The sequence below is a fragment of the Streptomyces sp. NPDC003697 genome (assembly GCF_053587115.1).
The window spans coordinates 26,520-52,834 of the sequence record NZ_JBSFNN010000028.1; the positions used below are offsets into that span (position 1 = coordinate 26,520).

Annotated in this window: 25 protein-coding genes; 12 read left to right on the forward strand and 13 right to left on the reverse strand. The window is 73.1% G+C overall.

What is annotated here, in order from left to right:
- Nucleotides 1-119: 119 nt before the first annotated feature.
- Nucleotides 120-1,805, forward strand: a complete 1,686-nt coding sequence (locus ACWDNY_RS14195) for a CDP-alcohol phosphatidyltransferase (protein WP_451646056.1) — start codon at nucleotides 120-122, stop codon at nucleotides 1,803-1,805.
- 159 nt (nucleotides 1,806-1,964) lie between these two features.
- Here ACWDNY_RS14195 and dusB read toward each other — a convergent pair whose 3' ends face one another.
- Nucleotides 1,965-3,122 carry a tRNA dihydrouridine synthase DusB gene (dusB, locus tag ACWDNY_RS14200; RefSeq protein ID WP_451646014.1) on the reverse strand — a complete coding sequence of 386 codons (1,158 nt, stop codon included), beginning with the start codon at nucleotides 3,120-3,122 and terminating at the stop codon, nucleotides 1,965-1,967.
- 128 nt (nucleotides 3,123-3,250) lie between these two features.
- On the opposite strand from dusB, the gene ACWDNY_RS14205 reads away from it, so the two are divergent.
- Complete coding sequence (locus ACWDNY_RS14205) at nucleotides 3,251-4,699, forward strand: MFS transporter (protein ID WP_451646015.1); 1,449 nt, start codon at nucleotides 3,251-3,253, stop codon at nucleotides 4,697-4,699.
- 181 nt (nucleotides 4,700-4,880) lie between these two features.
- Here the strand turns inward: ACWDNY_RS14205 and ACWDNY_RS14210 are convergent, their stop codons facing one another.
- The 4 genes from ACWDNY_RS14210 to ACWDNY_RS14225 form a co-directional block, all read right to left on the reverse strand.
- Nucleotides 4,881-5,468 carry a TetR family transcriptional regulator gene (locus tag ACWDNY_RS14210; protein WP_451646016.1) on the reverse strand — a complete coding sequence of 196 codons (588 nt, stop codon included), beginning with the start codon at nucleotides 5,466-5,468 and terminating at the stop codon, nucleotides 4,881-4,883.
- Between the two features lie 138 nt (nucleotides 5,469-5,606).
- Nucleotides 5,607-6,140, reverse strand: a complete 534-nt coding sequence (gene cpt, locus ACWDNY_RS14215; protein WP_451646017.1) for a chloramphenicol phosphotransferase CPT — start codon at nucleotides 6,138-6,140, stop codon at nucleotides 5,607-5,609.
- A 185-nt stretch (nucleotides 6,141-6,325) separates the two neighbouring features.
- Nucleotides 6,326-7,333, reverse strand: a complete 1,008-nt coding sequence (locus tag ACWDNY_RS14220) for an aldo/keto reductase (RefSeq protein ID WP_451646018.1) — start codon at nucleotides 7,331-7,333, stop codon at nucleotides 6,326-6,328.
- A gap of 292 nt (nucleotides 7,334-7,625) precedes the next feature.
- Nucleotides 7,626-9,008 carry a glycine--tRNA ligase gene (locus ACWDNY_RS14225; RefSeq protein ID WP_451646019.1) on the reverse strand — a complete coding sequence of 461 codons (1,383 nt, stop codon included), beginning with the start codon at nucleotides 9,006-9,008 and terminating at the stop codon, nucleotides 7,626-7,628.
- A 185-nt stretch (nucleotides 9,009-9,193) separates the two neighbouring features.
- Here ACWDNY_RS14225 and ACWDNY_RS14230 point away from each other — a divergent pair, with 185 nt between their 5' ends.
- From ACWDNY_RS14230 to ACWDNY_RS14245, 4 genes are read left to right on the forward strand one after another with little or no spacing between them, the layout of a single operon-like run.
- Nucleotides 9,194-10,204 (forward strand): metal ABC transporter substrate-binding protein, encoded by a 1,011-nt coding sequence (locus ACWDNY_RS14230; RefSeq protein ID WP_451646020.1) that lies wholly within the window; start codon nucleotides 9,194-9,196, stop codon nucleotides 10,202-10,204.
- Nucleotides 10,205-10,221: 17 nt separating this feature from the next.
- A complete protein-coding gene (locus tag ACWDNY_RS14235) occupies nucleotides 10,222-11,028 on the forward strand; it encodes a metal ABC transporter ATP-binding protein (protein WP_451646057.1) in 807 nt (268 codons plus the stop codon).
- Nucleotides 11,028-11,930 (forward strand): metal ABC transporter permease, encoded by a 903-nt coding sequence (locus tag ACWDNY_RS14240; protein ID WP_451646021.1) that lies wholly within the window; start codon nucleotides 11,028-11,030, stop codon nucleotides 11,928-11,930. The genes ACWDNY_RS14235 and ACWDNY_RS14240 overlap by 1 nt, the downstream gene beginning before the upstream one ends.
- Before the next feature lie 60 nt (nucleotides 11,931-11,990).
- Nucleotides 11,991-12,407 carry a Fur family transcriptional regulator gene (locus ACWDNY_RS14245; RefSeq protein WP_451646022.1) on the forward strand — a complete coding sequence of 139 codons (417 nt, stop codon included), beginning with the start codon at nucleotides 11,991-11,993 and terminating at the stop codon, nucleotides 12,405-12,407.
- Between the two features lie 278 nt (nucleotides 12,408-12,685).
- Here the strand turns inward: ACWDNY_RS14245 and ACWDNY_RS14250 are convergent, their stop codons facing one another.
- From ACWDNY_RS14250 to ACWDNY_RS14275, 6 genes are all read right to left on the reverse strand, one after another.
- Nucleotides 12,686-13,363 carry a DUF3618 domain-containing protein gene (locus ACWDNY_RS14250; protein WP_451646023.1) on the reverse strand — a complete coding sequence of 226 codons (678 nt, stop codon included), beginning with the start codon at nucleotides 13,361-13,363 and terminating at the stop codon, nucleotides 12,686-12,688.
- Complete coding sequence (locus ACWDNY_RS14255; RefSeq protein ID WP_451646024.1) at nucleotides 13,339-13,704, reverse strand: phage holin family protein; 366 nt, start codon at nucleotides 13,702-13,704, stop codon at nucleotides 13,339-13,341. Before ACWDNY_RS14255 ends, ACWDNY_RS14250 begins: the two co-directional genes overlap by 25 nt.
- Before the next feature lie 55 nt (nucleotides 13,705-13,759).
- On the reverse strand, nucleotides 13,760-14,479 hold the full coding sequence (locus tag ACWDNY_RS14260; protein WP_451646025.1) for a hypothetical protein: 720 nt from the start codon (nucleotides 14,477-14,479) through the stop codon (nucleotides 13,760-13,762).
- Nucleotides 14,480-14,857: 378 nt separating this feature from the next.
- Nucleotides 14,858-15,691: an isoprenyl transferase gene (locus ACWDNY_RS14265; protein ID WP_451646026.1), complete on the reverse strand. Its 834-nt coding sequence runs from the start codon at nucleotides 15,689-15,691 to the stop codon at nucleotides 14,858-14,860.
- A gap of 106 nt (nucleotides 15,692-15,797) precedes the next feature.
- On the reverse strand, nucleotides 15,798-16,544 hold the full coding sequence (recO, locus tag ACWDNY_RS14270; protein ID WP_451646027.1) for a DNA repair protein RecO: 747 nt from the start codon (nucleotides 16,542-16,544) through the stop codon (nucleotides 15,798-15,800).
- Nucleotides 16,545-16,604: 60 nt separating this feature from the next.
- Nucleotides 16,605-16,820, reverse strand: coding sequence for a hypothetical protein (locus ACWDNY_RS14275; RefSeq protein WP_451646028.1), 216 nt, complete (start codon nucleotides 16,818-16,820; stop codon nucleotides 16,605-16,607).
- An 841-nt stretch (nucleotides 16,821-17,661) separates the two neighbouring features.
- Between ACWDNY_RS14275 and ACWDNY_RS14280 the strand changes: the two genes are divergently transcribed.
- The 3 genes from ACWDNY_RS14280 (at nucleotide 17,662) to ACWDNY_RS14290 (ending at nucleotide 20,288) form a co-directional block, all read left to right on the forward strand.
- A complete protein-coding gene (locus tag ACWDNY_RS14280; protein ID WP_451646029.1) occupies nucleotides 17,662-18,858 on the forward strand; it encodes a cytochrome P450 family protein in 1,197 nt (398 codons plus the stop codon).
- Nucleotides 18,859-19,014: 156 nt separating this feature from the next.
- Nucleotides 19,015-19,950 carry a dihydrodipicolinate synthase family protein gene (locus ACWDNY_RS14285; protein WP_451646030.1) on the forward strand — a complete coding sequence of 312 codons (936 nt, stop codon included), beginning with the start codon at nucleotides 19,015-19,017 and terminating at the stop codon, nucleotides 19,948-19,950.
- 119 nt (nucleotides 19,951-20,069) lie between these two features.
- Nucleotides 20,070-20,288 (forward strand): hypothetical protein, encoded by a 219-nt coding sequence (locus ACWDNY_RS14290; protein ID WP_451646031.1) that lies wholly within the window; start codon nucleotides 20,070-20,072, stop codon nucleotides 20,286-20,288.
- A 153-nt stretch (nucleotides 20,289-20,441) separates the two neighbouring features.
- On the opposite strand, the gene ACWDNY_RS14295 is transcribed toward ACWDNY_RS14290, so the two are convergent.
- Both ACWDNY_RS14295 and leuA read right to left on the reverse strand, forming a co-directional pair.
- On the reverse strand, nucleotides 20,442-21,137 hold the full coding sequence (locus ACWDNY_RS14295) for a TerB family tellurite resistance protein (RefSeq protein ID WP_451646032.1): 696 nt from the start codon (nucleotides 21,135-21,137) through the stop codon (nucleotides 20,442-20,444).
- Nucleotides 21,138-21,355: 218 nt separating this feature from the next.
- Entirely contained in the window at nucleotides 21,356-23,077 is a 1,722-nt protein-coding gene (gene leuA / locus ACWDNY_RS14300; RefSeq protein ID WP_451646033.1) for a 2-isopropylmalate synthase, read from the reverse strand.
- Nucleotides 23,078-23,454: 377 nt separating this feature from the next.
- Here leuA and ACWDNY_RS14305 point away from each other — a divergent pair, with 377 nt between their 5' ends.
- The 3 genes from ACWDNY_RS14305 (at nucleotide 23,455) to ACWDNY_RS14315 (ending at nucleotide 26,292) form a co-directional block, all read left to right on the forward strand.
- Entirely contained in the window at nucleotides 23,455-24,525 is a 1,071-nt protein-coding gene (locus tag ACWDNY_RS14305) for a M4 family metallopeptidase (RefSeq protein ID WP_451646034.1), read from the forward strand.
- Between the two features lie 21 nt (nucleotides 24,526-24,546).
- Entirely contained in the window at nucleotides 24,547-24,813 is a 267-nt protein-coding gene (locus ACWDNY_RS14310) for a protealysin inhibitor emfourin (protein WP_451646035.1), read from the forward strand.
- 153 nt (nucleotides 24,814-24,966) lie between these two features.
- Nucleotides 24,967-26,292, forward strand: coding sequence for a GH1 family beta-glucosidase (locus tag ACWDNY_RS14315; protein ID WP_451646036.1), 1,326 nt, complete (start codon nucleotides 24,967-24,969; stop codon nucleotides 26,290-26,292).
- Nucleotides 26,293-26,315: the final 23 nt, after the last annotated feature.

A 26,315-nucleotide genomic window follows, 5' to 3' on the forward strand; every position in this document is an offset into this window, starting at 1 on the left:
ACGGGCCATGCTCGGGTGACGGCACCGGCGCCCCCGGCAACGGGGACGTCACCGACGCCGCGGCAGCCGGGCCGGACGGGACTCCCGCCCGCTCGGCCACCGCGCGCCGTGCACCCGCCCTGCGCCTGCCGCCCGTGCGGCGGGCCTGGCGGCGCTGGCGGGGTGAGCACCCCGTGGCCGCCCGGTGGGTCTCCCACGGGGTGACCGTCCTCGCCGTCGCCCTCCTCCTCGTCGCCCTGCTGCTGCCGAACAAGAGCGAGCAGTTCCGTCTCGCGGCGTTCACCCGCATCCCGGTGGAGGGCCTGCTCGGCGCGGCCGTGCTGACGGTGCTGCCGCGGCGGCCGCGGGTGGTCGCGGCGGTCCTGGGCGGGCTGGCGCTGACCGTGCTGACCGTGCTGAACCTGACCGACATCGGCTTCAACGAGTACCTGGGCCGCAGCTTCAACGTGATCCTGGACTGGCAGCTCCTGGACGACGCCCAGTCCTACGTCGCGGACACGATGGGCCGGACGACGGCCCGGCTCGCCCCCGTCGGCGTGGTCCTCCTCGTGCTGGTGCTGTTCGCCGTGACGGCCCTGGCGGCGGTCCGCCTCGGCACCGTCCTCGGCCGCGACACCGGCCGCTCGACCCGTGTGCTGCTCGTCGCCAGCGTGGTCTGGATGACCTGCGCGGCGCTGAACCTCCAGGTCTCCGGCATCCCGCTGGCCTCCGAGCACGCCGTGGCGATGGCCCGGTACCGCGCGGTGGCGGTGCGCACGACGATCCGGGACGAGCGGGCGTTCGCCAAGGAGGCCGAGGCCGACGCCTTCGGCGCGACACCCGGCAGCCAGCTGGTGCCCGACCTGCGCGGCAAGGACATGATCTTCACGTTCATCGAGAGCTACGGCCGCAGCGCGATCGAGGACCCGGTCATGGCGCCCGGCGTCGACAGGACGCTGGCGACGAGCACGCAGGCCCTGGCGAAGGCGGGCTTCCGCGCCAAGAGCGGCTGGCTGACGTCGGCCACCTACGGCGGCAGCAGCTGGCTCGGCCACTCCACCTTCCTGTCGGGCCTGTGGGTCGACAACCAGAGCCGCTACCGCACGGTGACCGCCGGCGACCACCTCACGCTCACCAAGGCGTTCCGCAAGACGGGCGCCTGGGACACCGTCGGCATCATGCCGGGCGTGCAGAAGGGCTGGCCGGAGGCGAAGTTCCACGGTCTCGACAAGGTCTACAACGCCTTCCAGATGGGCTACCGGGGCCCGAAGTTCAGCTGGTCGACGATGCCCGACCAGTACGCGCTGGAGGCCTTCCAGCGTCTGGAGCACGGCAGGCAGCGCGACAAGCCGCTGATGTCGGAGATCATCCTGACCTCCAGCCACCAGCCCTGGGCGCCGATCCCGCGGATGGTCGACTGGGACCGGATCGGGGACGGCTCGGTGTTCAAGGGGATCGAGGCGGCGGGCACCAGGCCACAGGAGGTGCTGACGAACCCCACCCGTTCGCGGCAGGAGTACGGCAGGTCGATCCAGTACTCGGTGACCGCGCTGACCCAGTGGCTGGAGCGCTACGGCACCGACGACACCGTGCTGGTCTTCCTGGGCGACCACCAGCCCATCGCACGCGTCAGCGGCGACCACGCCAGCCGGGACGTGCCGTGCGCGATCGTCGCCAAGGACCCGAAGGTGCTGGACCGGATCGCCGGCTGGGGCTGGTCGGACGGGCTGCGGCCCGCCCACGACGCGCCGGTGTGGAAGATGAGCTCCTTCCGCGACCGCTTCCTGACCGCCTACGGCTCGACCCCCCACCCGTCGGGCCGCTGACCGGCCGGCGCGGGCTCGGGGGACGACGGCCACCGTCCCCCGGACCCGGCGCAGCGCCGGTGGCACGGCCACCGGAGCGAGAGCCCCGGCGGGACGGGCACCGGAGCCAGGGCGCCGGCGGGACGGGCGCCCTGAGGCACGCAGGCCGGCGCGGCGGGCTCAGCCGCCCGAGGTGTCCAGCTCGGCGTCCTCACCGATGCCCGCGCAGTCGTAGGGGTCCTTCAGCCAGCCGTCCGGCAGGACCACGCGGTTGTTGCCGGACGTGCGGCCGCGCGGCCCGTCGGCGCCCGCGGCCGGCCAGGGCTGGTCGAGGTCCAGCTCGTCCAGCCCGGACCGCAGCTCCGCCAGCGAGGAGGTGATGGCGAGCCGCTTGCGCATCTCCGAGCCGACCGAGAAGCCCTTCAGGTACCAGGCGACGTGCTTGCGGAAGTCGACGACGCCCCGGGACTCGTCACCGAGCCACTCGCCGAGCAGCCCGGCGTGCCGGACCATCACGTCCGCGACCTCGCGCAGCGACGGCCGGACCACGTCGGCGTCCCGCCCCTCGAAGGCCGCGACCAGGTCGGCGAACAGCCACGGCCGTCCGAGGCAGCCGCGGCCGACGACCACGCCGTCGCAGCCGGTCTCGCGCACCATCCGCACGGCGTCCTCGGCCGACCAGATGTCGCCGTTGCCGAGCACCGGGATCTCCGGCACGTGCTCCTTCAGGCGGGCGATCGCCTCCCAGTCCGCCGTGCCGCCGTAGTGCTGGGCGGCCGTGCGGCCGTGCAGGGCGATCGCCGTCACGCCCTCCTCGACCGCGATCCGGCCGGCGTCGAGGTAGGTGAGGTGGTCGTCGTCGATGCCCTTGCGCATCTTCATCGTGACCGGCAGGTCGCCGGCCCCGCTGACCGCCTCGCGCAGGATCGCGCGCAGCAGGTTCCGCTTGTACGGCAGCGCCGAGCCGCCGCCCTTGCGGGTGACCTTGGGCACCGGACAGCCGAAGTTGAGGTCGATGTGGTCGGCGAGGTCCTCGTCCGCGATCATGCGGACGGCCTTGCCGACGGTCGCCGGGTCGACGCCGTACAGCTGGATCGAGCGCGGCTTCTCGGTCGCGTCGAAGTGGATCAGCTGCATGGTCTTCTCGTTGCGCTCGACCAGGGCGCGGGTGGTGATCATCTCACTGACGAACAGTCCCTTGCCGCCGCTGAACTCCCGGCACAGGGTGCGGAAGGGTGCGTTGGTGATCCCGGCCATCGGGGCGAGCACGACGGGCGGCTGCACCGTGTGGGGGCCGATCTGCAACGGGGACACGGGCGTGGAGGACTGCTTGGACATTGCTCCATTGTCCCGTACGCGGGACCGTGCTCGCCCCGGCCTGTGGACAACCGGCGGCACCGGCCGCCCCACAGATCATGTATTGGTCATTAGTTAGCCGCACTATCGATGGGCGCTAGCATGAAGGCATGCCCGAGCTCAGTCACCGCCGGCGTCTGCTGGTGCTCGCGATCTGCTGCATGAGCCTGCTGATCGTGAGCCTCGACAACACCGCCCTGAACGTCGCCCTGCCGTCGATGCAGCACGACCTGCACGCGAGCACGTCCGGTCTGCAGTGGGCGATCGACGCCTACACGCTGGTGCTGGCCTCGCTGCTGATGCTCTCGGGGTCCACGGCCGACCGCATCGGCCGCAAGCGGGTCTTCATGACTGGCCTGGTGATCTTCACTTTGGGCTCGCTGCTGTGCTCCCTGGCGCCCAGCCTGGAACTGCTGGTCGTCTTCCGCATGGTCCAGGCCGTCGGCGGCTCCATGCTCAACCCGGTCGCCATGTCGATCATCACCAACACCTTCACCGACCCTCGCGAACGCGCCCGTGCGATCGGCGCGTGGGGGGCCGTGGTCGGCATATCGATGGCCGCGGGGCCGCTGGTCGGCGGTCTGCTCGTGGAGGCCGTCGACTGGCGTTCGATCTTCTGGGTCAACCTGCCGGTGGGCCTCGCCGCCCTCCTGCTGACCCTGCGCTTCGTCCCCGAGTCCCGGGCGCCCAGGGCCCGCCGTCCCGACCCGGTCGGCCAGGTTCTGGTGATCGCCCTGTTCGGCTCGCTGACGTACGCGATCATCGAGGCCCCGGAGACCGGCCTCGCCACCGTCCTGCCCTTCGCGGCCCTCGCCCTGGCCGCCCTGCTGGCCCTGCTGCGGTACGAGCCGCGCCGCGCGGAACCCCTCATCGACCTGCGCTTCTTCCGGTCGGCGCCGTTCAGCGGGGCCACGGTCATCGCGGTCAGCGCGTTCGCGGCGCTGGGCGGATTCCTGTTCCTGTCGACCCTGTACCTGCAGAACGTGCGCGGTCTGAGCGCCCTGCACGCGGGTCTGTGGATGCTGCCGATGGCGGTGCCGACGTTCCTTCTGGCGCCGCTGTCCGGCCGGCTGGTCGGCAGCCGGGGACCGCGGCTGCCGCTGGTCCTCGCGGGCTGCGCGATGACCCTGAGCGGCGTGCTCTTCGCGGCCTTCGAGGCGGAGACGTCGAACGTGACCCTCTTCGTCGGGTACGTGCTGTTCGGCGTCGGCTTCGGGTTCGTCAACGCCCCGATCACGAACACGGCGGTGTCCGGCATGCCGCGCGCCCAGGCCGGCGTGGCCGCCGCGGTCGCCTCGACCAGCCGGCAGCTCGGGCAGGCGCTCGGCGTCGCGGTGGTCGGCGCGCTGCTCGCCTCCGGCGTGGGCTCGTCGTCGTACCGGGAGGCGTTCGTGTCGGCGGCCCGGCCGGGCTGGTGGGTGCTCACGGGGTGCGGCGTAGCGGTGCTGACGCTGGGCGCGGTCACCTCCGGCCGGTGGGCCCGGCGCACCGCCGAGCGGACCGCCGAGCGGCTGGAGGAGAAGGAGCTCCGGCAGGCCGCGGACGTCACCGCCGCCTGACGCACACCGGGTGGGCTCGCGTCGGGCGACCGGCCCGCCGCCGCACACGACCGCCGCTCGCGCCACGCGACCGGCCCGCGGCCGTACGCCACCGCCCCACCCCGGTCCGCGGCCGGGCCGCTCCGGCGCGACCGTGCCGCGGCGCGGAAGCGGACGGCCTCGTCCGCGCGGTCCCCCGTGCTCAGGCCCGCAGTCCCCGCAGCACGAGCCGCACGACCGCGTCGAACTCGGCCTCGGCGTCCGGGCGCTGCCACTCGGTGGCGTGGCAGGGGTCGTGGAAGCGGGCCGTGGAGTGGAAGAGGGCGCCGGCGGTGGCGGCCGGGTCGCACGGGGCGAAGGCGCCGGCGTCCACGCCCGCCCGTACGATGCCGGTCAGCTGGGCGGTCAGCTCGGCGATGTGCTCGCTCACCGCCGCGCCGTTCTCGTTCGTCAGCACCGAGTAGGTCGCGAACAGCTCGGGGTCCAGGCCGGCCTTGCGGCGCTTGGCGTCGAACAGCGTCCGGAACCAGTCCCGCAGCCGCGCCTCGGGGTCGCGGTCCTCGGCGGCGATGCCGGCCAGCTCCTCCGACGTGCGGTCCAGCCAGCGCTTGGTCACCGCCTCGCGCAGCGCCGCCTTGGTGCGGAAGTGACGGTAGACGCTGCCGTGGCTGACACCGAGTGCGCGGGCCACGTCCACCACGGTCGCCTTCGCCGGGCCGTGACGGCGCAGCACCTCCTCGGTCGCCTCGAGGATGCGCTCGGCGGTCAGGGTCTCGGTGCTCGGTGCCATGCCCTAGACCGTACCCGGGGGCGCCGGTGCCGTGGCCGAAAGGTCCACCGGGGTGCTGCCGGCGGCCGCGGCCGGCCGGAGGGGCGGGCGTGGCACCGGTGCCCGCCGCGGCCGGGCCGGCGGGAGCCCGGGCGGCCGTCAGCCGACGTGGGCGGCGATGATCTGCGCACACGCCGGCGACTCGGTGTGCGTCGTGTCCACCACCAGGTCATAGAACACCCCCTCGTGCACCACGTCCGCCTGCGATGCCGCCATTCCCCGGATCCGGTCGCCCCGGGCGACCTCACGCCCCGCGGCCACCGCGCTCTCGCACCGGACGCCGACCCACAGCACCTCCAGTCCGCCCAGGGCCTTCCGCCAGCGCTGCTGGGAGGCGGGCCCGCCGAGGAAGACGTCGTCGACGATGATTCTGGCGCCCGCACGGGCCATCGCCGCGACGCCGTACCTCCAGGCCGCCTCCAGCGCCGTGAACTCCGCCCCGACGGTGACCCCGCCGTCCGCCGCGAGCACGATGCCCTCGTCCGACGCCCGCATCCTCGCGGGCATCGCGTCGACGAACGAGTCGCACCCGAACGCCATCCACGGATCCGGCAGGACGGCCTGCAGACACCGTACGATCCCGGACTTGCCCGAGCTGGAACCACCGTTGAGGATGATCATCTGAGTCGTCACCCGCGCCACGGTAGGGCGCGCCGCCCACGGTGCGGAACCGGATATCGGCACGCACCGCGCTGCCGCCGAGGGCGGCCCCGGGCGCTGACCGGCGGATCAATCAGGTCGTGGGAAGCCGGCGGCACGCCGCAGCCCGGACGGGGCGTGCCGGACCCGGCGTCCCCGGCGCGATCCCACCGGACGCCTCAGCGGCGTTCGCTGTCGAGGTGGGCCATCTGCGCCTGCGGGTAGCGCTCGCCCGCGGCGGCGTCCGCCGGGACCGCCTCCTCGATCGCCGCGAGCTCGGCCTTCTCCAGCGTCAGGTCGAGCGCCGCCAGCGACTCCGCGAGCCGCTCCCGGGTGCGCGCGCCGATCAGCGGCACGATGTCCTCGCCCTGCGAGAGCACCCAGGCGATGGCGATCTGCGCGACCGTGACGCCCTTGGCCTCGGCGACCGTGCGCAGCGCGTCGACGAGGTCGAGGTTGCGCCGGAGGTTGTCGCCCTGGAAGCGCGGCGAGTGGGCCCGGAAGTCGTTCGCGGCGAGCTGCCGGTCCCGGCCGAAGTGGCCGGAGATCAGGCCGCGGGAGAGGACACCGTACGCCGTGATCGCGATGCCCAGTTCGCGTGTGGTCGGCAGGATCTCGTCCTCGATGCCGCGCGAGATCAGCGAGTACTCGATCTGCAGGTCCGTGATGGGCGCGGTCGCGGCGGCCCGGCGAATGGTGGCGGCGCCGGCCTCGCTGAGGCCGATGTGCCGCACGTGCCCCTTCTCCACCAGTTCGGCGATCGCGCCGACGGTCTCCTCGATCGGCACGTCGGGGTCGACCCGGGCGATGCGGTAGACGTCGATGTGGTCGACTCCGAGGCGCTGGAGCGAGTAGGCGGCGAAGTTCTTCACGGCGGCCGGGCGGCCGTCGTAGCCGTTCCAGTTGCCGTCCGGGTCGCGCAGCGCCCCGAACTTCACACTGACCAGGGCCTGTTCGCGCCGGGCGGTGGGTGCGGTGCGCAGCGCCTCGCCGATCAGCATCTCGTTGTGGCCCATGGCGTAGAAGTCGCCGGTGTCGAGCAGGGTGACGCCGGCCTCCAGGGCGGCGTGCACGGTGGCGATCGACTCGGCCCGGTCGGCGTCGCCGTACAGCGCGGACATGCCCATGCAGCCGAGACCGAGGGCGGAGACCTGTGGGCCGGTGGTGCCGAGGGTGCGGGTGTCCATGAGGGCTCCTTCATCGGGGTGCCTGACGGGTACCCACCCTGACATGACAACTGACAATTTTCAATATCTGTCAGTTGTCACTCGGCGGTCGGCCTCGCGTCCGCCCCGTGCCGGCGCGCGCGCCGTCCGGCCCGCCACGACACCCGGGACCCGCCGCGACGCCCCACCGGACGGCGCCGGAAGCGCCGAACGCCGGGCGGGCCGATGCGCTCGGCCCGCCCGGCGTTCGAGGGCGGCAGCCGCCCCGGCCGGAGCCGGGGCCGCAGTTCCGGGGGGCGGCCCCGGTGACGATCTAGCAGCCGACCAGGCGGGAGGCCAGGTACCCCTCGATCTGGTCCAGCGACACACGCTCCTGCTTCATCGAGTCGCGCTCGCGGACGGTGACCGCGTTGTCCTCGAGCGTGTCGAAGTCGACGGTCACGCAGTACGGCGTGCCGATCTCGTCCTGGCGGCGGTAGCGGCGGCCGATGGCGCCGGCGTCGTCGAACTCGATGTTCCAGTGCTGGCGCAGCGTCCGGGCGAGACCCTTCGCCTTCGGCGACAGCTCCGGGTTGCGCGACAGCGGGAGCACCGCCGCCTTCACCGGGGCGAGGCGGTGGTCCAGGCGCAGCACGGTGCGCTTCTCCATCTTGCCCTTGGCGTTGGGCGCCTCGTCCTCGACGTAGGCGTCGAGCAGGAAGGCGAGCATCGCACGGCCGACACCGGCCGCGGGCTCGATGACGTACGGCGTCCAGCGCTCGCCGGCCTCCTGGTCGAAGTACGACAGGTCCTGGCCGGAGGCCTTGGCGTGGGCGCCGAGGTCGTAGTCGGTGCGGTTGGCGACACCCTCCAGCTCGCCCCACTCGTTGCCGCCGAAGTTGAAGCGGTACTCGATGTCGGCGGTGCGCTTGGAGTAGTGGGAGAGCTTCTCCTTCGGGTGCTCGAACCAGCGCATGTTCTCCTCACGCAGGCCCAGGCCGGTGTACCAGTTCCAGCGCTGCTCCATCCAGTACTCCTGCCACTTCTCGTCCTCGCCCGGCTTGACGAAGAACTCCATCTCCATCTGCTCGAACTCGCGGGTGCGGAAGATGAAGTTGCCGGGCGTGATCTCGTTGCGGAAGGACTTGCCCATCTGGGCGATGCCGAACGGGGGCTTGCGGCGCGAGGTGGTCTGCACCTGGGCGAAGTTGGTGAAGATGCCCTGGGCGGTCTCGGGGCGCAGGTAGGCGACGGAGCCGGAGTCCTGCGTCGGGCCGAGGTGGGTGGAGAGCAGGCCCGAGAACTGCTTGGGCTCGGTGAACTGGCCCTTGTTGCCGCAGTTGGGGCAGTTGACGTCGGCGAGGCCGTGCTCGGGGAGGCGGCCGTGCTTGGCCTCGTAGGCCTCCTCGAGGTGGTCGGCACGGAACCGCTTGTGGCAGGCGGTGCACTCGGTGAGCGGGTCCGTGAAGGTGGCGACGTGGCCGGAGGCGACCCAGACCTCGGGGGCCAGGATCACGGACGAGTCGATACCGACCACGTCCTCGCGCGACGTCACCATGTAGCGCCACCACTGGCGCTTGAGGTTCTCCTTGAGCTCGACACCCAGGGGGCCGTAGTCCCAGGCGGCACGCTGGCCGCCGTAGATCTCACTGCAGGGGAATACGAAGCCCCGGCGCTTGCTCAGGCTGACGATGGTGTCGATCTTGTCGGCGGCCACGGTGCTCTCTTCATTACGACGACGGGCGACGAAGCGAGACGCTTCAGAGCGAATGCTTCAGGGTACCGGCGGGGGCTCCCTCTCAATCAAATCGGTGCCGGTTGAGAGCCTCTTCGCCGCCGGTCACGGGGCTCCCGACCGGAGCTATTTGACAACGGTTTCCATCTTCGTTGAAAATGACTGTCATGAACGTACGACGACGCCTGATGTCCGGGGCCGCGGTCGCGGTGACCACCGCCCTCGGACTCGGCGTCCTGTCCGCCTGCTCGACCGGCCGGGCGGCGGACGACGCGGCCGGCAGCGGCAGGTTCGACGTCGTGGCGTCGTTCTATCCGATGGCCTTCCTCGCCGAGCGGATCGGAGGGAGCCACGTGCACGTCACCAGTCTCACCGAACCCGGCCAGGAGCCGCACGACCTGGAGATGAGCGTCCAGCGGACGATCGAGCTGGAGAAGGCCGACGCGGTCCTCTACCTCAAGGGCCTGCAGCCCTCCGTCGACGACGCCGTCGCCCAGTCCGGGGTGCGGACGAAGATCGACGCCGCCACCCTCACCTCGCTGGAGAAGCACGGCACCGAGGTCGGCGGCCACGCCGCCGAGCACGAGGCGCACGAGGCGCAGGAGGGCCAGGAGACGCACGAGGGCACGGACGGCCACCGGCACGAGGAGTCCGGCGCCGCGGACCCGCACATCTGGCTCGACCCCGTGCGCTACGCCGAGGTCGCCCGCGGGGTCGGCGCGGCCTTCGAGAAGGCGGACCCCCGGCACGCGGCCGACTACCGGAGGAACACCGCCGCGCTGACCGGGAAGCTCGACGTCCTGGACAGCCAATTCGAGACCGGTCTGAGGAACACCAGGACCAGGGTCTTCGTCACCACCCACGCCGCCTTCGGCTACCTCGCCGAGCGCTACGGCCTGACCGAGGAGGCCGTCAACGGCCTGGACCCGGAGTCCGAGCCCAGCGCGGCGCGCGTGAAGGACCTCCAGGAGATCGCGAAGGCCGACGGTGTGCGGACCGTCTTCTACGAGACGCTCGTCAGCGACCGGACCGCGAGGACCATCGCCGGCGACGCCCACCTGGACACCGACGTCCTCGATCCGGTCGAGGGCATCACCGAGAAATCCCGCGGCAGTGACTACTTCCAGGTCATGGAGGCCAACCTCCGGGCGCTGCGGAAGGCTCTGGGAACCACATGACCGACACGGAGGACCCCATGGGCGAGCCCGTCATATCCCTGCGTGGCGTACGGGCCGAACTCGGCTCACGCCCCGTCCTGCGCGGCGTCGACCTGGCCGTGCACCGCGGCGAGGTGGTGGCGCTGCTCGGCGCGAACGGCTCGGGCAAGTCGACGGCCGTGCGCAGCGTCATCGGCCAGGTGCCGGTCAGCGCCGGCGAGATCGAGCTGTTCGGCACCCCGCGGCGCCGCTTCCGCGACTGGGCCCGCGTGGGATACGTCCCGCAGCGCACGACCGCCGCCGCCGGGGTGCCGGCGACGGTGACCGAGATCGTCTCCTCGGGCCGCCTGTCGCGGACCCGTTTCGGCCTGTTCCGCAAGGCCGACCGCGAGGCCGTGCGGCACGCGCTGGAGCTGGTCGGGATGGCGGACCGGGCCAAGGACTCGGCGAACGCCCTGTCCGGCGGACAGCAGCAGCGGGTGCTGATCGCCCGGGCGCTCGCCGCCCGCCCCGACCTGCTGATCATGGACGAGCCGATGGCGGGCGTGGACCTCGCCAGCCAGGAGGTGCTGGCGGGAACCCTGCGCGAGGAGGTGGCGGCCGGGACGACCGTGCTGCTGGTCCTGCACGAGCTGGGCCCCCTGGAGCCGCTGATCGACCGGGCCGTGGTCCTGCGTGACGGCCGCGTGGAGCACGACGGCCCGCCACCGAAGGCCGTGGGCCGGCATGCTCCCCCAAGCGGTCAGCTCCGTTCGTGCAGGGGGTGCCCCCACCCCGCTCACGACCACGACCACCCGCACGGCGCCACGGGCGCCGCGCCGATCCGCACGGGACTGCTGGGCTGATGGAGTACCTGAACTATGCCTTCATGCAGCGGGCGCTGCTGGCCGCCGTCCTGGTCGGCATCACCGCGCCCGCCGTCGGCATCTACCTCGTGCAGCGCCGCCAGGCCCTGATGGGCGACGGCATCGGGCACGTGGCGATGACGGGCGTCGGCCTCGGCTTCCTCCTCTCCACCTCCCCGGTGTGGATGGCGACGGCCGTGTCCGTCGTCGGCTCGGTGCTCATGGAGCTCATCCGCTGGTACGGCAGGACGCGCGGCGACATCGCCCTGGCGATGCTCTTCTACGGCGGCATGGCCGGCGGTGTCATGTTCACCAACCTCGCGCCGGGCGGCTCGAACGCCAGCCTGACCTCGTACCTCTTCGGGTCGCTGTCGACCGTCTCGCGATCCGACGTCGCGGCGATCTGCCTGCTGGCGGCCTTCGTCGTCCTGATCACCCTGGGGCTTCGCCGTCAGCTGTTCGCGGTCAGCCAGGACGAGGAGTTCGCACGGGTGACGGGCCTGCCGGTCCGCGCCCTGAACCTGCTCACCGCCGTCACGGCCGCGGTGACCGTCACCGTCGCGATGCGCGTCGTCGGGCTGCTGCTGGTCAGCGCGCTGATGGTGGTCCCGGTGGCCGCGGCCCAGCAGCTGACGCGCAGCTTCGCGGCCACCTTCGCGATCGCCGTCGCCATCGGCGTGACCGTGACGATCGGCGGCACGATCACGTCGTACTACCAGTACGTGCCTCCCGGCGCGACGATCGTGCTGCTGACCATCGCGGCGTTCGTCGCGCTCACCGCGCTGGCCGCGCCGCTGGCCCGGCGGCGCGCCCGGGCGCTCGCCGCGGCACGGCCCGCCGCGGACCCCGCGGAGTGCGCGATTCCGGCCACGCGGGGGGCCGATCGGGACGTCGGCGTCTGACCGCGCGCGGTCCGGACTGGCACAATGACCCGGCAGGCGCGAACGCTGAGGAGGCATCCGGTGACGACCGCAGGACCGCCCGTGAAGGGCCGCGCCACCCGGCAGCGGGCCGCTGTCGCGGCGGCCCTCGACGAGCTCGACGAGTTCCGCAGCGCGCAGGAGCTCCACGACATGCTCAAGCACAAGGGCGACTCGGTCGGTCTCACCACCGTCTACCGCACCCTGCAGTCGCTCGCCGAGGCCGGCGAGGTCGACGTCCTGCGCACCTCCGAGGGCGAGTCGGTGTACCGCCGCTGCTCGACCGGCGAACACCACCACCACCTGGTGTGCCGTGTGTGCGGGCGGGCGGTGGAGGTCGAGGGCCCGGCGGTGGAGAAGTGGGCGGAGGCCATCGCCGCCGAGCACGGCTACGTCAACGTGGCCCACACGGTGGAGATCTTCGGCACGTGCGCGGAGTGCGCGGTGACGGAGGGCTGACAGCCGGCCCGGGGCGCACCCGCGGGCCGGCGTCCTCGAACCCGGACACCGGCCCCCGGCCCCCGGGTTCGAGGACGCGGCCCGATGCCGCACGCATCAGGGCCCCGGGGGCCGTCCCGCGTCGCACGCGGACGGCCCCCGGGGCCCTGGTTCCGTCTTCCGGGCAGTGGTCTGCGCGCACACCGTCCGGCGCGCGCGGGGAGCATCCCGCGGGGTGTCACCGCCCGTGCGGGCCGGCATTCCGCCTGCCCGGCCCTCCGGTGCGAGAGCGGGGTCGGTCAGCCGGCTCCCGGCTGCTGCCGCGCCTCGTCGGCGACCTGCCGACCCGACTCACGGGCCTGTGCGCCCACCTGCCCGGCCTGGCGGCGCGCCTCGTCCTGGGTCCTGCCGGCGGCGTCCGTGGCGGTGTCCCGGACCTCCTCGGCCGCCTGCTGCGCGACCTCCTGGACGCCTTCCTTCAGGTGCTGCGCGGATTCGACGGCGGCCTGCTTCACCGGCTCCAGCGCCTCACCGCCGCGGTCCAGCAGGCTGGAGGCCGCCTCCCGCTCGGTACGGGTCGCCGGCAGCAGCGAGGACGCCAGGACACCGATGCCGAAGGCGACCAGGCCGGCGGCCAGCGGGCTGCCCTGCGTCTGGCGCACGGCCTGCTCGGGGGCCTGCCTGACCACCTCACCCACCTGTCCCACCGCGTCGCGCGCGGCGCCGGCCGCCTGCCCGACACCTTCCTGCACCGAGCCGGCCGTCGACTGCGTCCCGCCGGCGACCCCGTGGGCGGTCTGCGCCGCGGAGCCCATGAGCCGCTCCCGGACGCCCGCGACCGCGCCACGCACCCGGTCGGCGCGGCGGCGCACCATCTGCCGCGGGCTGGCCTGGTAGGCGAGCTGGTCCACGTCCGCGCTCAGCCGCTCCCGCGTGGATTCGATCTCAGCCCTTATTCGGTCGGGTGACGTGCCCATTCCGCGTTCTCCTTCATCGTCTCGACGGTCTGCTCGGGCTTGGGGGACACGGTGCGCATCCGGGCGCGGCCCCGCTGGTACAGCACGGCCGTGACCACGGCCCACACGGCGGTGACGATCAGGGCCGCCCAGCCGCCGTCCATCACGTTGGCGAGGCCCAGTACGACGGCCAGCGACAGGAACAGGAGCGTCATGTGGCCGGCGACTCCGGCGCCGCCGTACATGCCGGCCGCCTTGCCCGCCTTGGTCGCCTCCCGGCCGATCTCGGCCTTGGCCAGCTCCACCTCCTGACGGAACAGGGTCTGCAGGTCCGAGGTCACCTGGGACAGCAGCTCACCCACCGACCTGTCCGCGCTCCGGGGATCCGCCGGGCCCGGCGGGGGGATGGAGGACACCTCACACCTCCGGGAACGGACGGGTCACCGGACCGGCCGGCGGCGGGGACACGGGCGGCGGCATCCGGGGTGGCGCGGCCGGCGGCATGGCGGGCGGTGCGGCGGGCGGCGGAGGCGCCGGCACCGCGGGCGGCGGCACTTCGTTCACCGCGCCGGCCGGAGGAGCCGGCGTGGCCGCCTCGTCCAGTGCCTGCTGCTGCTCGGACCGCCGCCCCGCCGGGGACTGGCCGGCCCTGCCCGCCGCCTTCGCCAGGCGCCCCACCGCCACTCCGGCCAGCAGCGCGCCGCCCAGGAACGCGCCGGGGCGCCGGCGGGCGAAGCCCCGCAGATCGGAGACCATGCCCTCCACGCCCTGCTTCTCCAGGTAGTCCGCGGCCCGGTGACCGCTCTCGGCCACCTGGACGGCGACGCCCCGGGCGGGCGAGTCGCCCTGCGCGTGCTCCGCCAGACCGGCGACGTCGTCCGACCACTGGCGCAGCGCCCCTGCCGCCCTCCTGGTCTGGCCCTCCACCTCGCTCATCGCGCGGCCGCGCAGCTCGTCGAGGACCGTGCCGGCCTGCTGCCGGACCTCACCCACCACCGCCCTGGCCTGTTCCGCAGCGGTCTCCGCCACCTGCCCCGCGGCCTCCTTGGCCTGGCCGGCCGTGGCCGACGCCTGCTCCTTGGCCGTCTCGCCGGTGTGCTGCAACCTGCCTGAACCGCTTTGCAGGGGCTCACTCATCAGCCACTCCCTCGCCATCGAAGTCCTGCCGAACGGCCGCGCGTCACCGGGAGTTTCCGACATGCCGGAGGATTCCCACAGGTAACTCACGGACCGTCAGGTAACTCACGGACCGTTCGTTTCTCTTCGTTTCTCCACGAGTGACTGCTCCGGCGACATTTACACCTGACGGAGCGAAAAAAGTGCGCGCGCTCATGCCAACGCACGCCTGACGGTGCGACAGCACACCGGCCGCCGACGGCGTGACCCGGGGACGGCCGGCTCCGTCGGCGCATGTCGAGTGCATGACAAGTTCGTCATCCAGGGCGCCGCCGACGCCGCAACCGCCCGCCCCCGGGGCACCGGTGACGGGCGCTCCGGCGCCCCGGCGCGGCGGGACTAGTCCTGACCGCCCTCCATGGCCAGCAGTTCCTCGTTCGGAATGGCCCCGCCGAAGCGGCGGTCGCGGGAGGCGAACTCGAGGCAGGCGCGCCACAGGTCACGCCGGTCGAAGTCCGGCCACAGCACGTCCTGGAAGACCATCTCGGCGTAAGCGCTCTGCCAGAGCAGGTAGTTGGACGTGCGCTGCTCGCCGCTCGGCCGCAGGAACAGGTCCACGTCCGGCATGTCCGGGTAGTACAGGTACCTCTGGATCGTCTTCTCGTTCACCTTCGACGGGTCCAGCCGGCCCGCCCGCACGTCCTCCGCGAGGGCCTTCGCCGCGTCGGCGAGCTCGGCACGGCCGCCGTAGTTCATGCAGAAGTACAGCGTGAGCCGGTCGTTGTCCTTCGTCTGCTCCTGGGCGATCTGGAGCTCCTTGGCCACCGACTTCCACAGCCTGGGCATGCGGCCCACCCAGCGCACCCGGATGCCGAGTTCGTCCAGCTGGTCACGGGTCCTGCGGATGAAGTCGCGGTTGAAGTTCATCAGGAAGCGCACCTCCTCGGGCGAGCGCTTCCAGTTCTCGGTGGAGAAGGCGTAGAGGGAGATGTTCCCGACGCCGATCTCGATCGCGCCCTGCAGCACGTCCAGCACGCGCTCGGCGCCGACCTTGTGCCCCTCGGTGCGGGGCAGGCCGCGCTCCTTGGCCCAGCGGCCGTTGCCGTCCATGACGATCGCCACATGCTCCGGGACCAGCTCGCTGGGCAGCTTCGGCGGGCGGGCACCGGACGGGTGCGGCTCCGGCGTCCGGTACTCGCGGCGCTGGCGCCCCAGGAACCCGCGTACGGCCATGTGCTTCTCGTCTCCTCGAGTCGTGGATGTGCTGGTCGGGTGGTGCTTCTGGTCGGGCGGCGGATCCGCTCGGCCGGTGGGTCCGGCCGGGGTCTCGGCCGGCGTGCTACTTCTCGACGTACCGCAGGGAGCGCAGCCCCCGCTCCAGGTGCCAGTGCAGGTAGGCGGACACCAGCCCGCTCCCCTCGCGGACGTGGCGGTGCTCGCACGCGTCCGCCGTCTCCCAGTCTCCCGTGAGCAGCGCGCCGAGCAGCGTGAGGGCCTGCGGCGAGGGTACGACGCTGCCGGGGACCCGGCAGTCGGCGCAGACGGAACCGCCGGAGGCGACCGAGAAGAAGCGGTTCGGCCCGGGCATGCCGCACCGGGCGCAGTCGCCGAAGCTCGGCGCGTAGCCGTTGACGGCGAGTGACCGCAGCAGGAAGGCGTCGAGCACCAGGTGCGGGGCGTGCTCGCCGCGGGAGAGGGTGCGCAGCGCGCCGACGAGCAGCAGGTACTGCTGCACGGCCGGCTCGCCCTCGTGGTCGGTGAACCGCTCGGCGGTCTCCAGCATGGCGGTGCCGGCGGTGTAGCGGGCGTAGTCGGTGACGATCCCGCCGCCGTACGCGGCGATCGTCTCGCTCTGCGTGCACAGGGGCAGCCCGCGTCCCACCAGCTCGCTGCCCCGCGCGAAGAACTGCACGTCGACGTGCGAGAACGGCTCCAGGCGGGCACCGAACTTCGACTTGGTCCGGCGGACCCCTCGGGCCACGGCCCGCACGCGTCCGTGACCGCGGGTGAGCAAGGTGATGATCCGGTCCGCCTCGCCCAGCTTCTGGGTGCGCAGCACGATGCCGTCGTCGCGGAACAGACTCATGCGGTCCATTCTCGCCTACGCCGGGACCGGGCTGGCCGGGCGGGCGCCGTCACCCCTGTGTCAGGGCACCTCGCCGCGGCTGCGGGCGTTGGCGTACGCGGTCGCCGCGCTGAGCCGCTCCCCCTGGGTCGCTCCGCGCACGGCGTCCGGCTCCACGTCCCACTCCCGGCCTCCGCCGTGGGGTCTGAGCTGTACGTACGGCCCCTCGTGGCCCATCACCACGCCCACCCTCCCGGTGCGGACGTCGACGGCGTAGGAACCGATCGGCGGTCTCATCCCGCCTCCACGGCCCGCTGGGGACAGCGGGTGGCCGCGGCCCGGGCTGCGGCGCCGCCGGTACGGCCGCCCGGTTCCACGACCGGGCGGGGGGTGCCGCGCGCGAGGCCCGCCGCGTCCGGCCGGGGCGACGGCGAAGTGGCTCCGGCGTCCCCTCGCGCGGGCAGTAACCGCTTCACTGCGTCCTCCGCCTCTCCGGCGCGGTGCGCCGGGTGTCGTCCCCGAGTGTTACCTCTACCGCAGTCACCGTGCTCCGCCTCCACTCCGGGTTCTACCCTCGCGCCGCCACGGTGACGCTGCGCATTCACGCCCGGCAGGTGCCCGTGCTCCACAAAGAGGCCGCCGTGGACGGGTGTTGGCCACGTCCGGCGGTCCACGGCGGGCGGCGCGGGCCCTTCTCGGCGCGGAACCGCGACGCCGCGGCGGAACACGGGATTCACCCGAGTGGAGCTGAGGAGCGGTGCCCTCGTCCCTGACGGCTCCCCCGCCGGGCGAGGCGCGGCCCCCGGCGGGCGGAACGGGTCCACCGGGGGGCGGTGCGGGTTACAGTCGGCGGGCTGTCAGGTGGGATCCGAGGGGGCGGACCATTACCGGAAGCACGACGCGGCGGTGCCCGGCGGGGCGGAGCGGGGGTTCGGCCCGGTCGCCCCGCCGCGTGGCGCCCCGCGCCCCGGCGGACGCACGGCGTCCGGCGCCCTGGCGCCCGCCGGCGCTCCACGGTCCTGCCCTCCGTGCCACCCGTGACCCCCACGGCCGTCCGGCCCGCCCCCGACCGGGCCGCCCGCGCCCCGTCCGGAGTGTCCGCCCCGGCCGTCCGTCCCTACCAGTGAGGTGGTAGTCCATGAGCATCGTCGACCTCGCCGCGCTCGGTGAGTCCTTCACCCGCGACCCCCACCCGGTCTACGCCCGGTTACGGGCGCAGGGCCCGGTGCACCGCATCCGGATGCCGGAAGGGGGCGCGGAGGCCTGGCTCGTCGTCGGCTACGAGGCCGGGCGGGCCGCGCTCGCGGACCCCCGGCTCTCCAAGGACTGGAGCAAGGCGTCCCCCTCCCTGCCGCTGGGTGCCGTGTCGTCCGGCCCGCACATGCTCAGGGCCGACCCGCCGGACCACACACGGCTGCGCAAGCTGGTCGCCCGGGAGTTCACCGCGCGCCGGGTGGAGGCGCTCGCCCCGCGCGTGCAGAAGACCACCGACGCGCTCCTGGACCGGATGCTCGCCGCGCCCGACGGACGCGCCGACCTCGTCGAGGCGCTGTCCTTCCCGCTGCCCATCTCCGTGATCTGCGAACTCCTCGGCGTCCCGGGTCTGGACCGCGAGTCCTTCCGGACGTGGTCGAACGACGCCCTCGGCGCCACCGACCCCGCCGTGCGCACGGCGGCCGCGGCCTCGATGGCCCGGTACCTGCGGGAGCTGGTCGGGAACAAGCGGCAGCAGCCCGGCGACGACCTCATGAGCGCGCTCATCCACGGCCCGGACGAGGACGGCGACAGGCTGTCCCAGGAGGAGCTCCTCGGCATGGCCTGGCTGCTGCTCGTCGCCGGCCACGAGACCACGGTGAACCTGATCTCCAACGGCGTCCTCGCCCTGCTCACGCATCCGGAGCAGCTGGCCGTTCTGCGCGCCGACCTCTCCCTCGTCGACACCGCCGTGGAGGAGACGCTGCGCTACGAGGGGCCGGTGGAGACACCCACGTTCCGCTTCACCACCGAGCCGGTCACGATCGGCGGCACGGTCATCCCCGGGGGCGGCGAACTCGTCCTCGTCGCCCTTTCCGACGCCAACCGCGACCCCGCGCGCTTCCCCTCCCCCGACCGTTTCGACCTCTCCCGGGACGTCCGCGGTCATGTGGCGTTCGGTCACGGCATCCACCACTGCCTCGGAGCGCCGCTGGCTCGCCTGGAGGCGCGCATCGCCATTCGGACGCTCCTGGAGCGGTGCGCCGGGCTGGCCCTGGACATCCACCCGGCGGCGATCACCTGGCGCCCGGGGATGCTGATCCGAGGCCCGCGGAGCCTGCCCGTCCGGTTCGGCCGGTAGGCCTGCAGGGGCGGGGCCCGGAGCGGGTGGGACGGGGGGAAACGCCGGGGTCACCGGCCGCGTCGGCGCCGGGACGCCGCTACCGTTGTCACCGTCCCGTGGAGGAGGACCGGCCGACCGCGGCCTCGTACGCCAGAGCGACCCCAGGGAGCCTTCGTGACCTTCCCCGCCCCGCTGACCGGTGTCGTCCCGCCCGTCTGCACGCCCCTCACGCCGGACGGCGAGGTGGACGTCCCCTCCCTTCTCAGGCTGGTCGACCACCTGGTGGAGGGCGGGGTCCACGGGCTGTTCCTGCTCGGCTCGACGTCGGAGGCCGCCTTCCTGACGGACCGGCAGCGCCGGCGCGTCGTGGACGCCGTCGTCGGCCATGCCGCCGGGCAGCTGCCCGTCCTGGCCGGGGCGATCGACATGACGACGCCCCGCGTCCTCGACCACGTCGCGTCCGTGACGGCGGCGGGAGCGCAGGCGGTCGTCGTCACCGCGCCGTTCTACACCCGCACCCACCCGGCGGAGATCGCCCGCCACTACCGCCGGGTCGCCGCCCGCAGCCCGGTCCCGGTCCTCGCCTACGACATCCCGCTCGCCGTGCACACCCGGCTCCCCGCCGAGCTGGTGCTGGAACTCGCCGCCGAAGGGGTGCTGGCCGGGCTGAAGGACTCCAGCGGCGACCTCGGCGGCTTCCGGAACGTCGTCACGGGCACCCGGCTGCGCCCCGAGACCGGCGGCTTCAGTCTGCTCACCGGCTCGGAACTGACCGTCGACTCGGCGCTCGCGCTGGGTGCCGACGGGGCGGTGCCCGGCCTCGCCAACATCGATCCGCACGGCTACGTCCGCCTCTACCGCTGCGGCCGGGCGGGCGACTGGGACGGTGCCCGGGCCGAGCAGGAGCGGCTGTGCGCCCTGTTCGGCATGGTGCGCGCAGGCGACCCGGGCCGGATGGGCGGCGGTTCCTCCGCGCTGGGGGCGTTCAAGGCGGCGCTGCACCTGCGGGGGGTCATCGACTGCCCGGCAACGGCGGAGCCCCAGGTGCCGCTGTCCCCGGAGGAGACGGAGCGGGTGGGCAAGTTCCTGGCGGGGGCCGGGCTGCTCTGACCACCGGCCGGGCGCCGGAACTCCCACCGGCCGGCCGGGGCCTCGCGGTGACGCCGTCCGGCCCGCGACGGGTGCACGGCCGGCCCTGTCCGGCACGGCTCGGGGGTACCCGTACCGCCATGAACCTGCCGAAGCCGTTGAAACTGCTCGCCGGGTTCTTGGCCCTCCATGCGTTCTCCCTGCTCTTCTTCCGGTACGGGCGCAGCGAGATGTCGTGGGGCCACGCCGGTCCGGTGGCCCTGGCCGCGGCGCCCGCCGTGCTGCTGCTGAGCCGGGTCAGGGACCACTGGAACGACCGGGACCGCGAGGCCGGCAGGCGGGTCGGGCGCCACAGCTGATCGGCGCCGGTACGGCGTCGCGGCACCGGTGCGCGAGGCATGCGCGGCACGGCCGCGCCGGCGGGCCGGTGGCGTGCCGCGCGGCAGGCCCTCGCGCCCTTCCCTGCCCCGGCGGCGTGCCGTCCCTCGCCCGACCACGCCCTCCCCGGGGCGTCACGACGGCGTGCGGGCCGCCGCCAGCAGGCGCGAGACGTCGTCCGCGCAGATCGTCAGCGCCGCACCGACGGTGGCGAGCGCGTCCCGCTCGGCGGGCGTGTAGGGCCCGTCGGCCAGTGCGATGCGGGCGGCCTGCAGGAGGATCGACTCGCGGCCGGCGGAGGCGAGGTGCGGGGCGAGTGGGTCGAGGGCCTCGTGGAGCTCTATGGCCAGGCCCGGGCCGCACGGCTGCTCGTGGAACCGCCCCGTGTCCGCGGCCAGCGCCTCGACGAGGGCGGCCAGCTGCTCCTCGGTGCACCCGTCGAAGCCGGCCGCGCGGACCGCGGCCGCGGCGGTCTCCAGGGACGTGCGGGAGCAGGTGCCGCCGGCCGCGAGCACCGCCAGCGCGACCGTGTGCACGGCGTCGCGCAGCATCGCGGAGAGGCGGGTGGTGGTGGGGTGGTCGAGGACGTCGGTGCCGTAGTGCCCGCCGCACGAGGCGCAGGCGACGACCGGCGCGGTCGCCCCGCGGGGCAGCAGCGGCATCCCGAGGACGGTGAAGCGCCGGCGGCCGGTCAGGCGCTGGTAGTTGCGGTCGCCGCCGCAGCCGGGGCAGAAGAACTCGCCGTCGGCGACGGCCGTCCACGCGGTCCGGTGCCCCAGCACACGCGCACCCCGGTGAGCACAGCCGTTTCGTCCCCGTCCAGGCAGCACGTCGTACCTCCGTAACTCCCCCGTGGCGTCAGCGGCACGGGAGGCACCTGCCCGCAGGCGTCATCGCCGTGCTGGCGTGATGTTAGCCACATCGTGCACCGTAGTCAGTACCCCGGACGAGACCTGATCGTGACCTTCACGGGCCGCTGGCCGGTATACGACCGGGTCCCGCCCGCCGTCGGCCGGCGGACGGGACCCGAAACGCCCGGTGGGAGTGGTCAGCGAGCGGCGCGGTTGACGGCCGAGACGACCGCCTTCAGGGACGCACGTGTCGTGTTCGCGTCGATACCGATGCCCCACAGCACCTTGTCGTCGATGGCGCACTCGATGTACGAGGCGGCCTGCGCGGAGGCGCCCTCGCTCATCGTGTGCTCCTGGTAGTCCAGCAGGCGTACGTCGACGCCGATGGACTGCAGCGCGTCGAAGAAGGCCGAGATCGGACCGTTGCCGGAGCCGGTCAGGACCGTGTCCTCGCCGTCGACCGTGGCCTCGACGGTGAGCGTGTCCACGCCGTCGGTGTCGGTCGTCGACTGGCCGGTCCTCACCTGGATGCGGCCCCAGGGGTTCTCCGGGTTCGGCAGGTACTCGTCCTGGAAGATCGCCCAGATGTCCCCGGGCGTGACCTCGCCGCCCTCGGCGTCCGTCTTGCTCTGGATGATCTTCGAGAACTCGATCTGCATCCGGCGCGGCAGGTCCAGCTTGTGCTCGTTCTTCAGCACGTAGGCGACACCGCCCTTGCCGGACTGCGAGTTGACGCGGATGACCGCCTCGTAGGAGCGGCCGACGTCCTTGGGGTCGATCGGCAGGTACGGGACGGCCCACTCGATGTCGTCGACCGTCACGCCCCTGGCCTTCGCGTCGGCCTCCATGGCGTCGAAGCCCTTCTTGATGGCGTCCTGGTGGGAGCCGGAGAAGGACGTGTAGACCAGGTCGCCCACGTACGGGTGGCGCGGGTGGACCTCCATCTGGTTGCAGTACTCCCACGTACGGCGGATCTCGTCGATGTCGGAGAAGTCGATCTGCGGGTCGACGCCCTGCGAGAACAGGTTCATGCCCAGGGTGACCAGGTCGACGTTGCCGGTGCGCTCGCCCTGGCCGAACAGGCAGCCCTCGACACGGTCGGCGCCGGCCATCACGGCCAGCTCCGCCGCGGCCACGGCGGTGCCGCGGTCGTTGTGCGGGTGGGCGGACAGGCAGACGTACTCGCGCCGCGACAGGTTGCGGTGCATCCACTCGAAGCGGTCCGCGTGCGTGGACGGCGCCGAACGCTCCACCGTGGCGGGCAGGTTGAGGATGATCTCGCGGCCCGGGCCGGGCTGCCAGACGTCCATCACCGCCTCGCAGACCTCCAGCGCGAAGTCCAGTTCCGTGTCGGTGAAGATCTCGGGGCTGTACTGGTAGCCGAACTCCGTCTCGGGGCCGAGCAGCTTCTCGGCGTACTCCATCACCAGTCGGGTGCCGTCGACGGCGATCTGCTTGATGTCGTCCTTGGAGCCGCGGAAGACCACCCGGCGGAAGACCGGCGCCGTGGCGTTGTACAGGTGGACGGTGGCGCGCCGGGCGCCCTTGAGCGACTCGACGGTCCGCTCGATCAGGTCCTCGCGGGCCTGGGTGAGCACGGAGATCGTCACGTCGTCCGGGATCGCGCCCTCCTCCTCGATGATCGAGCGCACGAAGTCGTAGTCGGTCTGGCCGGAGGCCGGGAAGCCGACCTCGATCTCCTTGTAGCCCAGCCGGACCAGCAGGTCGAACATGGCACGCTTGCGGGCCGGGGACATCGGGTCGATCAGGGCCTGGTTGCCGTCGCGCAGGTCGGTGGAGAGCCAGCGGGGGGCGGCGGTGATCCGCTGGTCCGGCCAGGTGCGGTCGGGGATGTCGACCTGCTCGTACTGGCCGTACTTGTGGACCGGCAGGGAACTGGGCTGCTGACGGTTGACCATGATGGCGTGGGCTCCTCGAAGAGATCCGCGGCTGGCGCGGTCCGGAAGGACGGCCGACGGCGCAACGCCGAACTCCGCGGGGAGGGGGTCGGCCTCGACTACAGGCCCTCGCCGCGGCAGCTAAGAAGAAGCAGCCCGAAACTCATGATGCTCCGCAGCCTAGCCGAGCCGGGCCCGGCCGCGCGGGGGCGTCCAACATGCGGAACCGCCGGGACGAACGGAAGCGAACGGTGGGAAGGGCACAGAACACTCACCCCTTCACGCGGAGTGACGCCTGTACCACCTCACCCCGGGCCACTGACTCGCTTGCCCTCATTTTTCCCCCATCATGGTTGCGGGTAGTGACAGCGGCATGACTCGGTGCCAAGGTGCCGGGCATGACGACCAACGGGGGCTTCGAGCCCGTCTTCTGCACCATCGTGCCGCCCCACGTCCTCGACCGGCTCGCGCAGCAGGAGGACCCGGCCCTCGCCGGTCCCGCGCGCCGCACCCTGGAGCGCGACGCCTTCGAGCGCACCCACCGCCGCCTGACCACGGTCGTCGGCGCCCCGGCCGTCGCCCCGCCGGTGGGTGCGGAGGCCGGCAGGCCGCACCGGACCGTCCACGACCTGCGGCACCACACGGAACTGCCCGGCAGGAAGGTCCGGGGCGAGGGCGACAAGGCGACCGGGGACGCCACCGTCAACCGGGCGTACGACGGCCTCGGCGCCACCTTCGAGCTGTACCTGGAGGCGTTCGGACGGGACTCGATCGACGGCGGCGGCCTGCCGCTGACCGCCAGCGTCCACTACGGCGAGCAGTACAACAACGCCTTCTGGAACGGCGAGCAGATGGTGTTCGGCGACGGTGACGGCGAGATCTTCCTCGACTTCACCCTGCCGATCGACGTCATCGGCCACGAGCTGACCCACGGCGTAACCCAGTACACGGCGAACCTGACCTACTTCGGCCAGCCCGGCGCCCTCAACGAGTCGCTCTCCGACGTCTTCGGCTCGCTGATCAAGCAGTACGCGCTGGGTCAGACCGCCGCGGAGGCCGACTGGCTGATCGGCGCCGGCCTGCTCGCCCCGCGCGTCACCGGCACGGCGCTGCGCTCGATGAAGGCGCCGGGCACCGCCTACGACGACGACGTCCTCGGCAGGGACCCCCAGCCGGCCACGATGGACGACTTCGTCCGCACCGGCCGCGACAACGGCGGGGTGCACATCAACTCCGGCATCCCCAACCACGCCTTCTACCTGACCGCCGCCGCCCTCGGCGGCAACGCCTGGGAGCGGGCCGGGCGGATCTGGTACGACGTGCTGACGAGCGGCCGGCTGAAGCAGGACGCCCTCTTCGCGGACTTCGCCACCCTCACCGTCCGGGCGGCCCGCGAGCGCTTCGGCGACGGCGAGGAACTGGACGCCGTGAAAAAGGCCTGGGAGCAGGTCGGGGTGCGCACGCTCTAGTTCCGTACTAGACAGTGACCCATGCGTATTGAGGTGAGGCGCACGGGCGGATTCGCGGGCATCGAACGGCACGCCGAGGTGGACACCTCGGGGCTGCCCGACGCCCCCGAGTGGCAGGCCCTGGCCGAGAAGGTGCTGGCCGCCGGTCAGGGCACGCCACCGGCCGGCGTCCCGGACGGATTCAGCTACGAGATCACCGTGAACGGCAGGACGGTGTACGCGGCGGACCCGCGGCTGACGCGGGAGCAGCGGCAGCTGGTGACAAAGGTGCTGAAGGAGGGCGCCTGAGCCTCGTGCCCGGGCGCCGTGCCCGGGCGCGAGGCCGGGCGCGAGGCCGGGCACGGCGCCCTCCCTGGGCCGTCCGGCACTGCCTGATGGGGGCAACCGCCGTTTGCCGCCGGGGCGTTGACTCGCACACCCGACGGTGCGGATGATCCGCGCATGGCGACGAACCCGGTACCCCAGTTCCCGCCCGGCTTCCTGTGGGGCGTGGCGACGTCGGCCCATCAGATCGAGGGGGCGGCCGACGAGCGGGCGCCGTCCGTGTGGGACACCTTCACGGCCGAGCCGGGGCGGGTGAGGGACGGCTCGACCGCCGCGGTGGCCTGCGACCACTACCACCGCCACCGCGAGGACGTGGCGCTCCTGGCCGGCCTCGGCGTGGACGCCTACCGCTTCTCGGTGTCCTGGCCCCGGGTGGACTCCCCCGACGGCCTGGACTTCTACGACCGCCTGGTGGACGACCTGTGCGCGGCGGGCGTACGGCCCGTGCCGACGCTGTTCCACTGGGACCTGCCCGCCCGGCTGGACTGGCTGGACCGGGACACGGCCGCGCGGTTCGCCGCGTACGTGTCGGCGGTGGCCGACCGGCTCGGCGACCGCGTCTCCCGCTGGATCACCCTCAACGAACCCGCCGAGCACACCCTGCTGGGCCACGCGCTGGGCGTGCACGCGCCCGGCAGGCGGCTGCTGTTCGACGCGCTGCCGGCCGCCCACCACCAGCTGCTCGCCCACGGCCTGGCGGTGCGGGCCCTGCGCGCGGCCGGGGCCACGGACATCGGCATCGCCAACTCGCACGGGCCGGTCTGGCCGGCCTCGGGTGCGGCGGCCGACCTGGAGGCGGCGGAGTTCTACGACGTCCTGCTCAACCGCCTGTTCGCGGACCCCCTGCTGCTGGGCCGCTACCCGGAGGGGATCGGCGAGCTGATGCCGGGGACCGCGAAGCGGGTCGCGTCGGACCTGGAGACCATCGCGGAACCCGTCGACTGGTACGGCGTCAACTACTACGCCCCCGCGAGGGTGGGGGCTCCGCAGGACGCGGCGGCCGGCGCCGGCGGCGTGCCCCTGCCCCCGGGACTGCCCTTCTCCCTGCTCCCCGTCGAGGACCGCCCGCTGACCGACTCGGGGTGGCCGGTGGTGCCGGAGGGCCTGACGGAACTGCTGACGGGCTTCCACGACCACTACGGCGACCGGCTCCCCCCGGTGGTCATCACCGAGAACGGCTGCTCGTACGAGGGACTGGACGACCAGGACCGCATCGCCTATCTCGACGGCCACATCCGGGCGCTGCACCGGGCGATGGAGGCGGGCGTCGACGTGCGGGGCTACTTCGTGTGGTCGCTGCTGGACAACTTCGAGTGGGCGGAGGGGTACGCGCGCCGCTTCGGGCTGGTGCACGTGGACTTCGCGGATCCCTCGGCGCTGACGCGAACCCCGAAGGCGTCGTACGGCTGGTTCCGGGACGTCCTGCGGGCGCAGCGCGCCTGACTGAGGCGCCGCCGCCCCGGGGG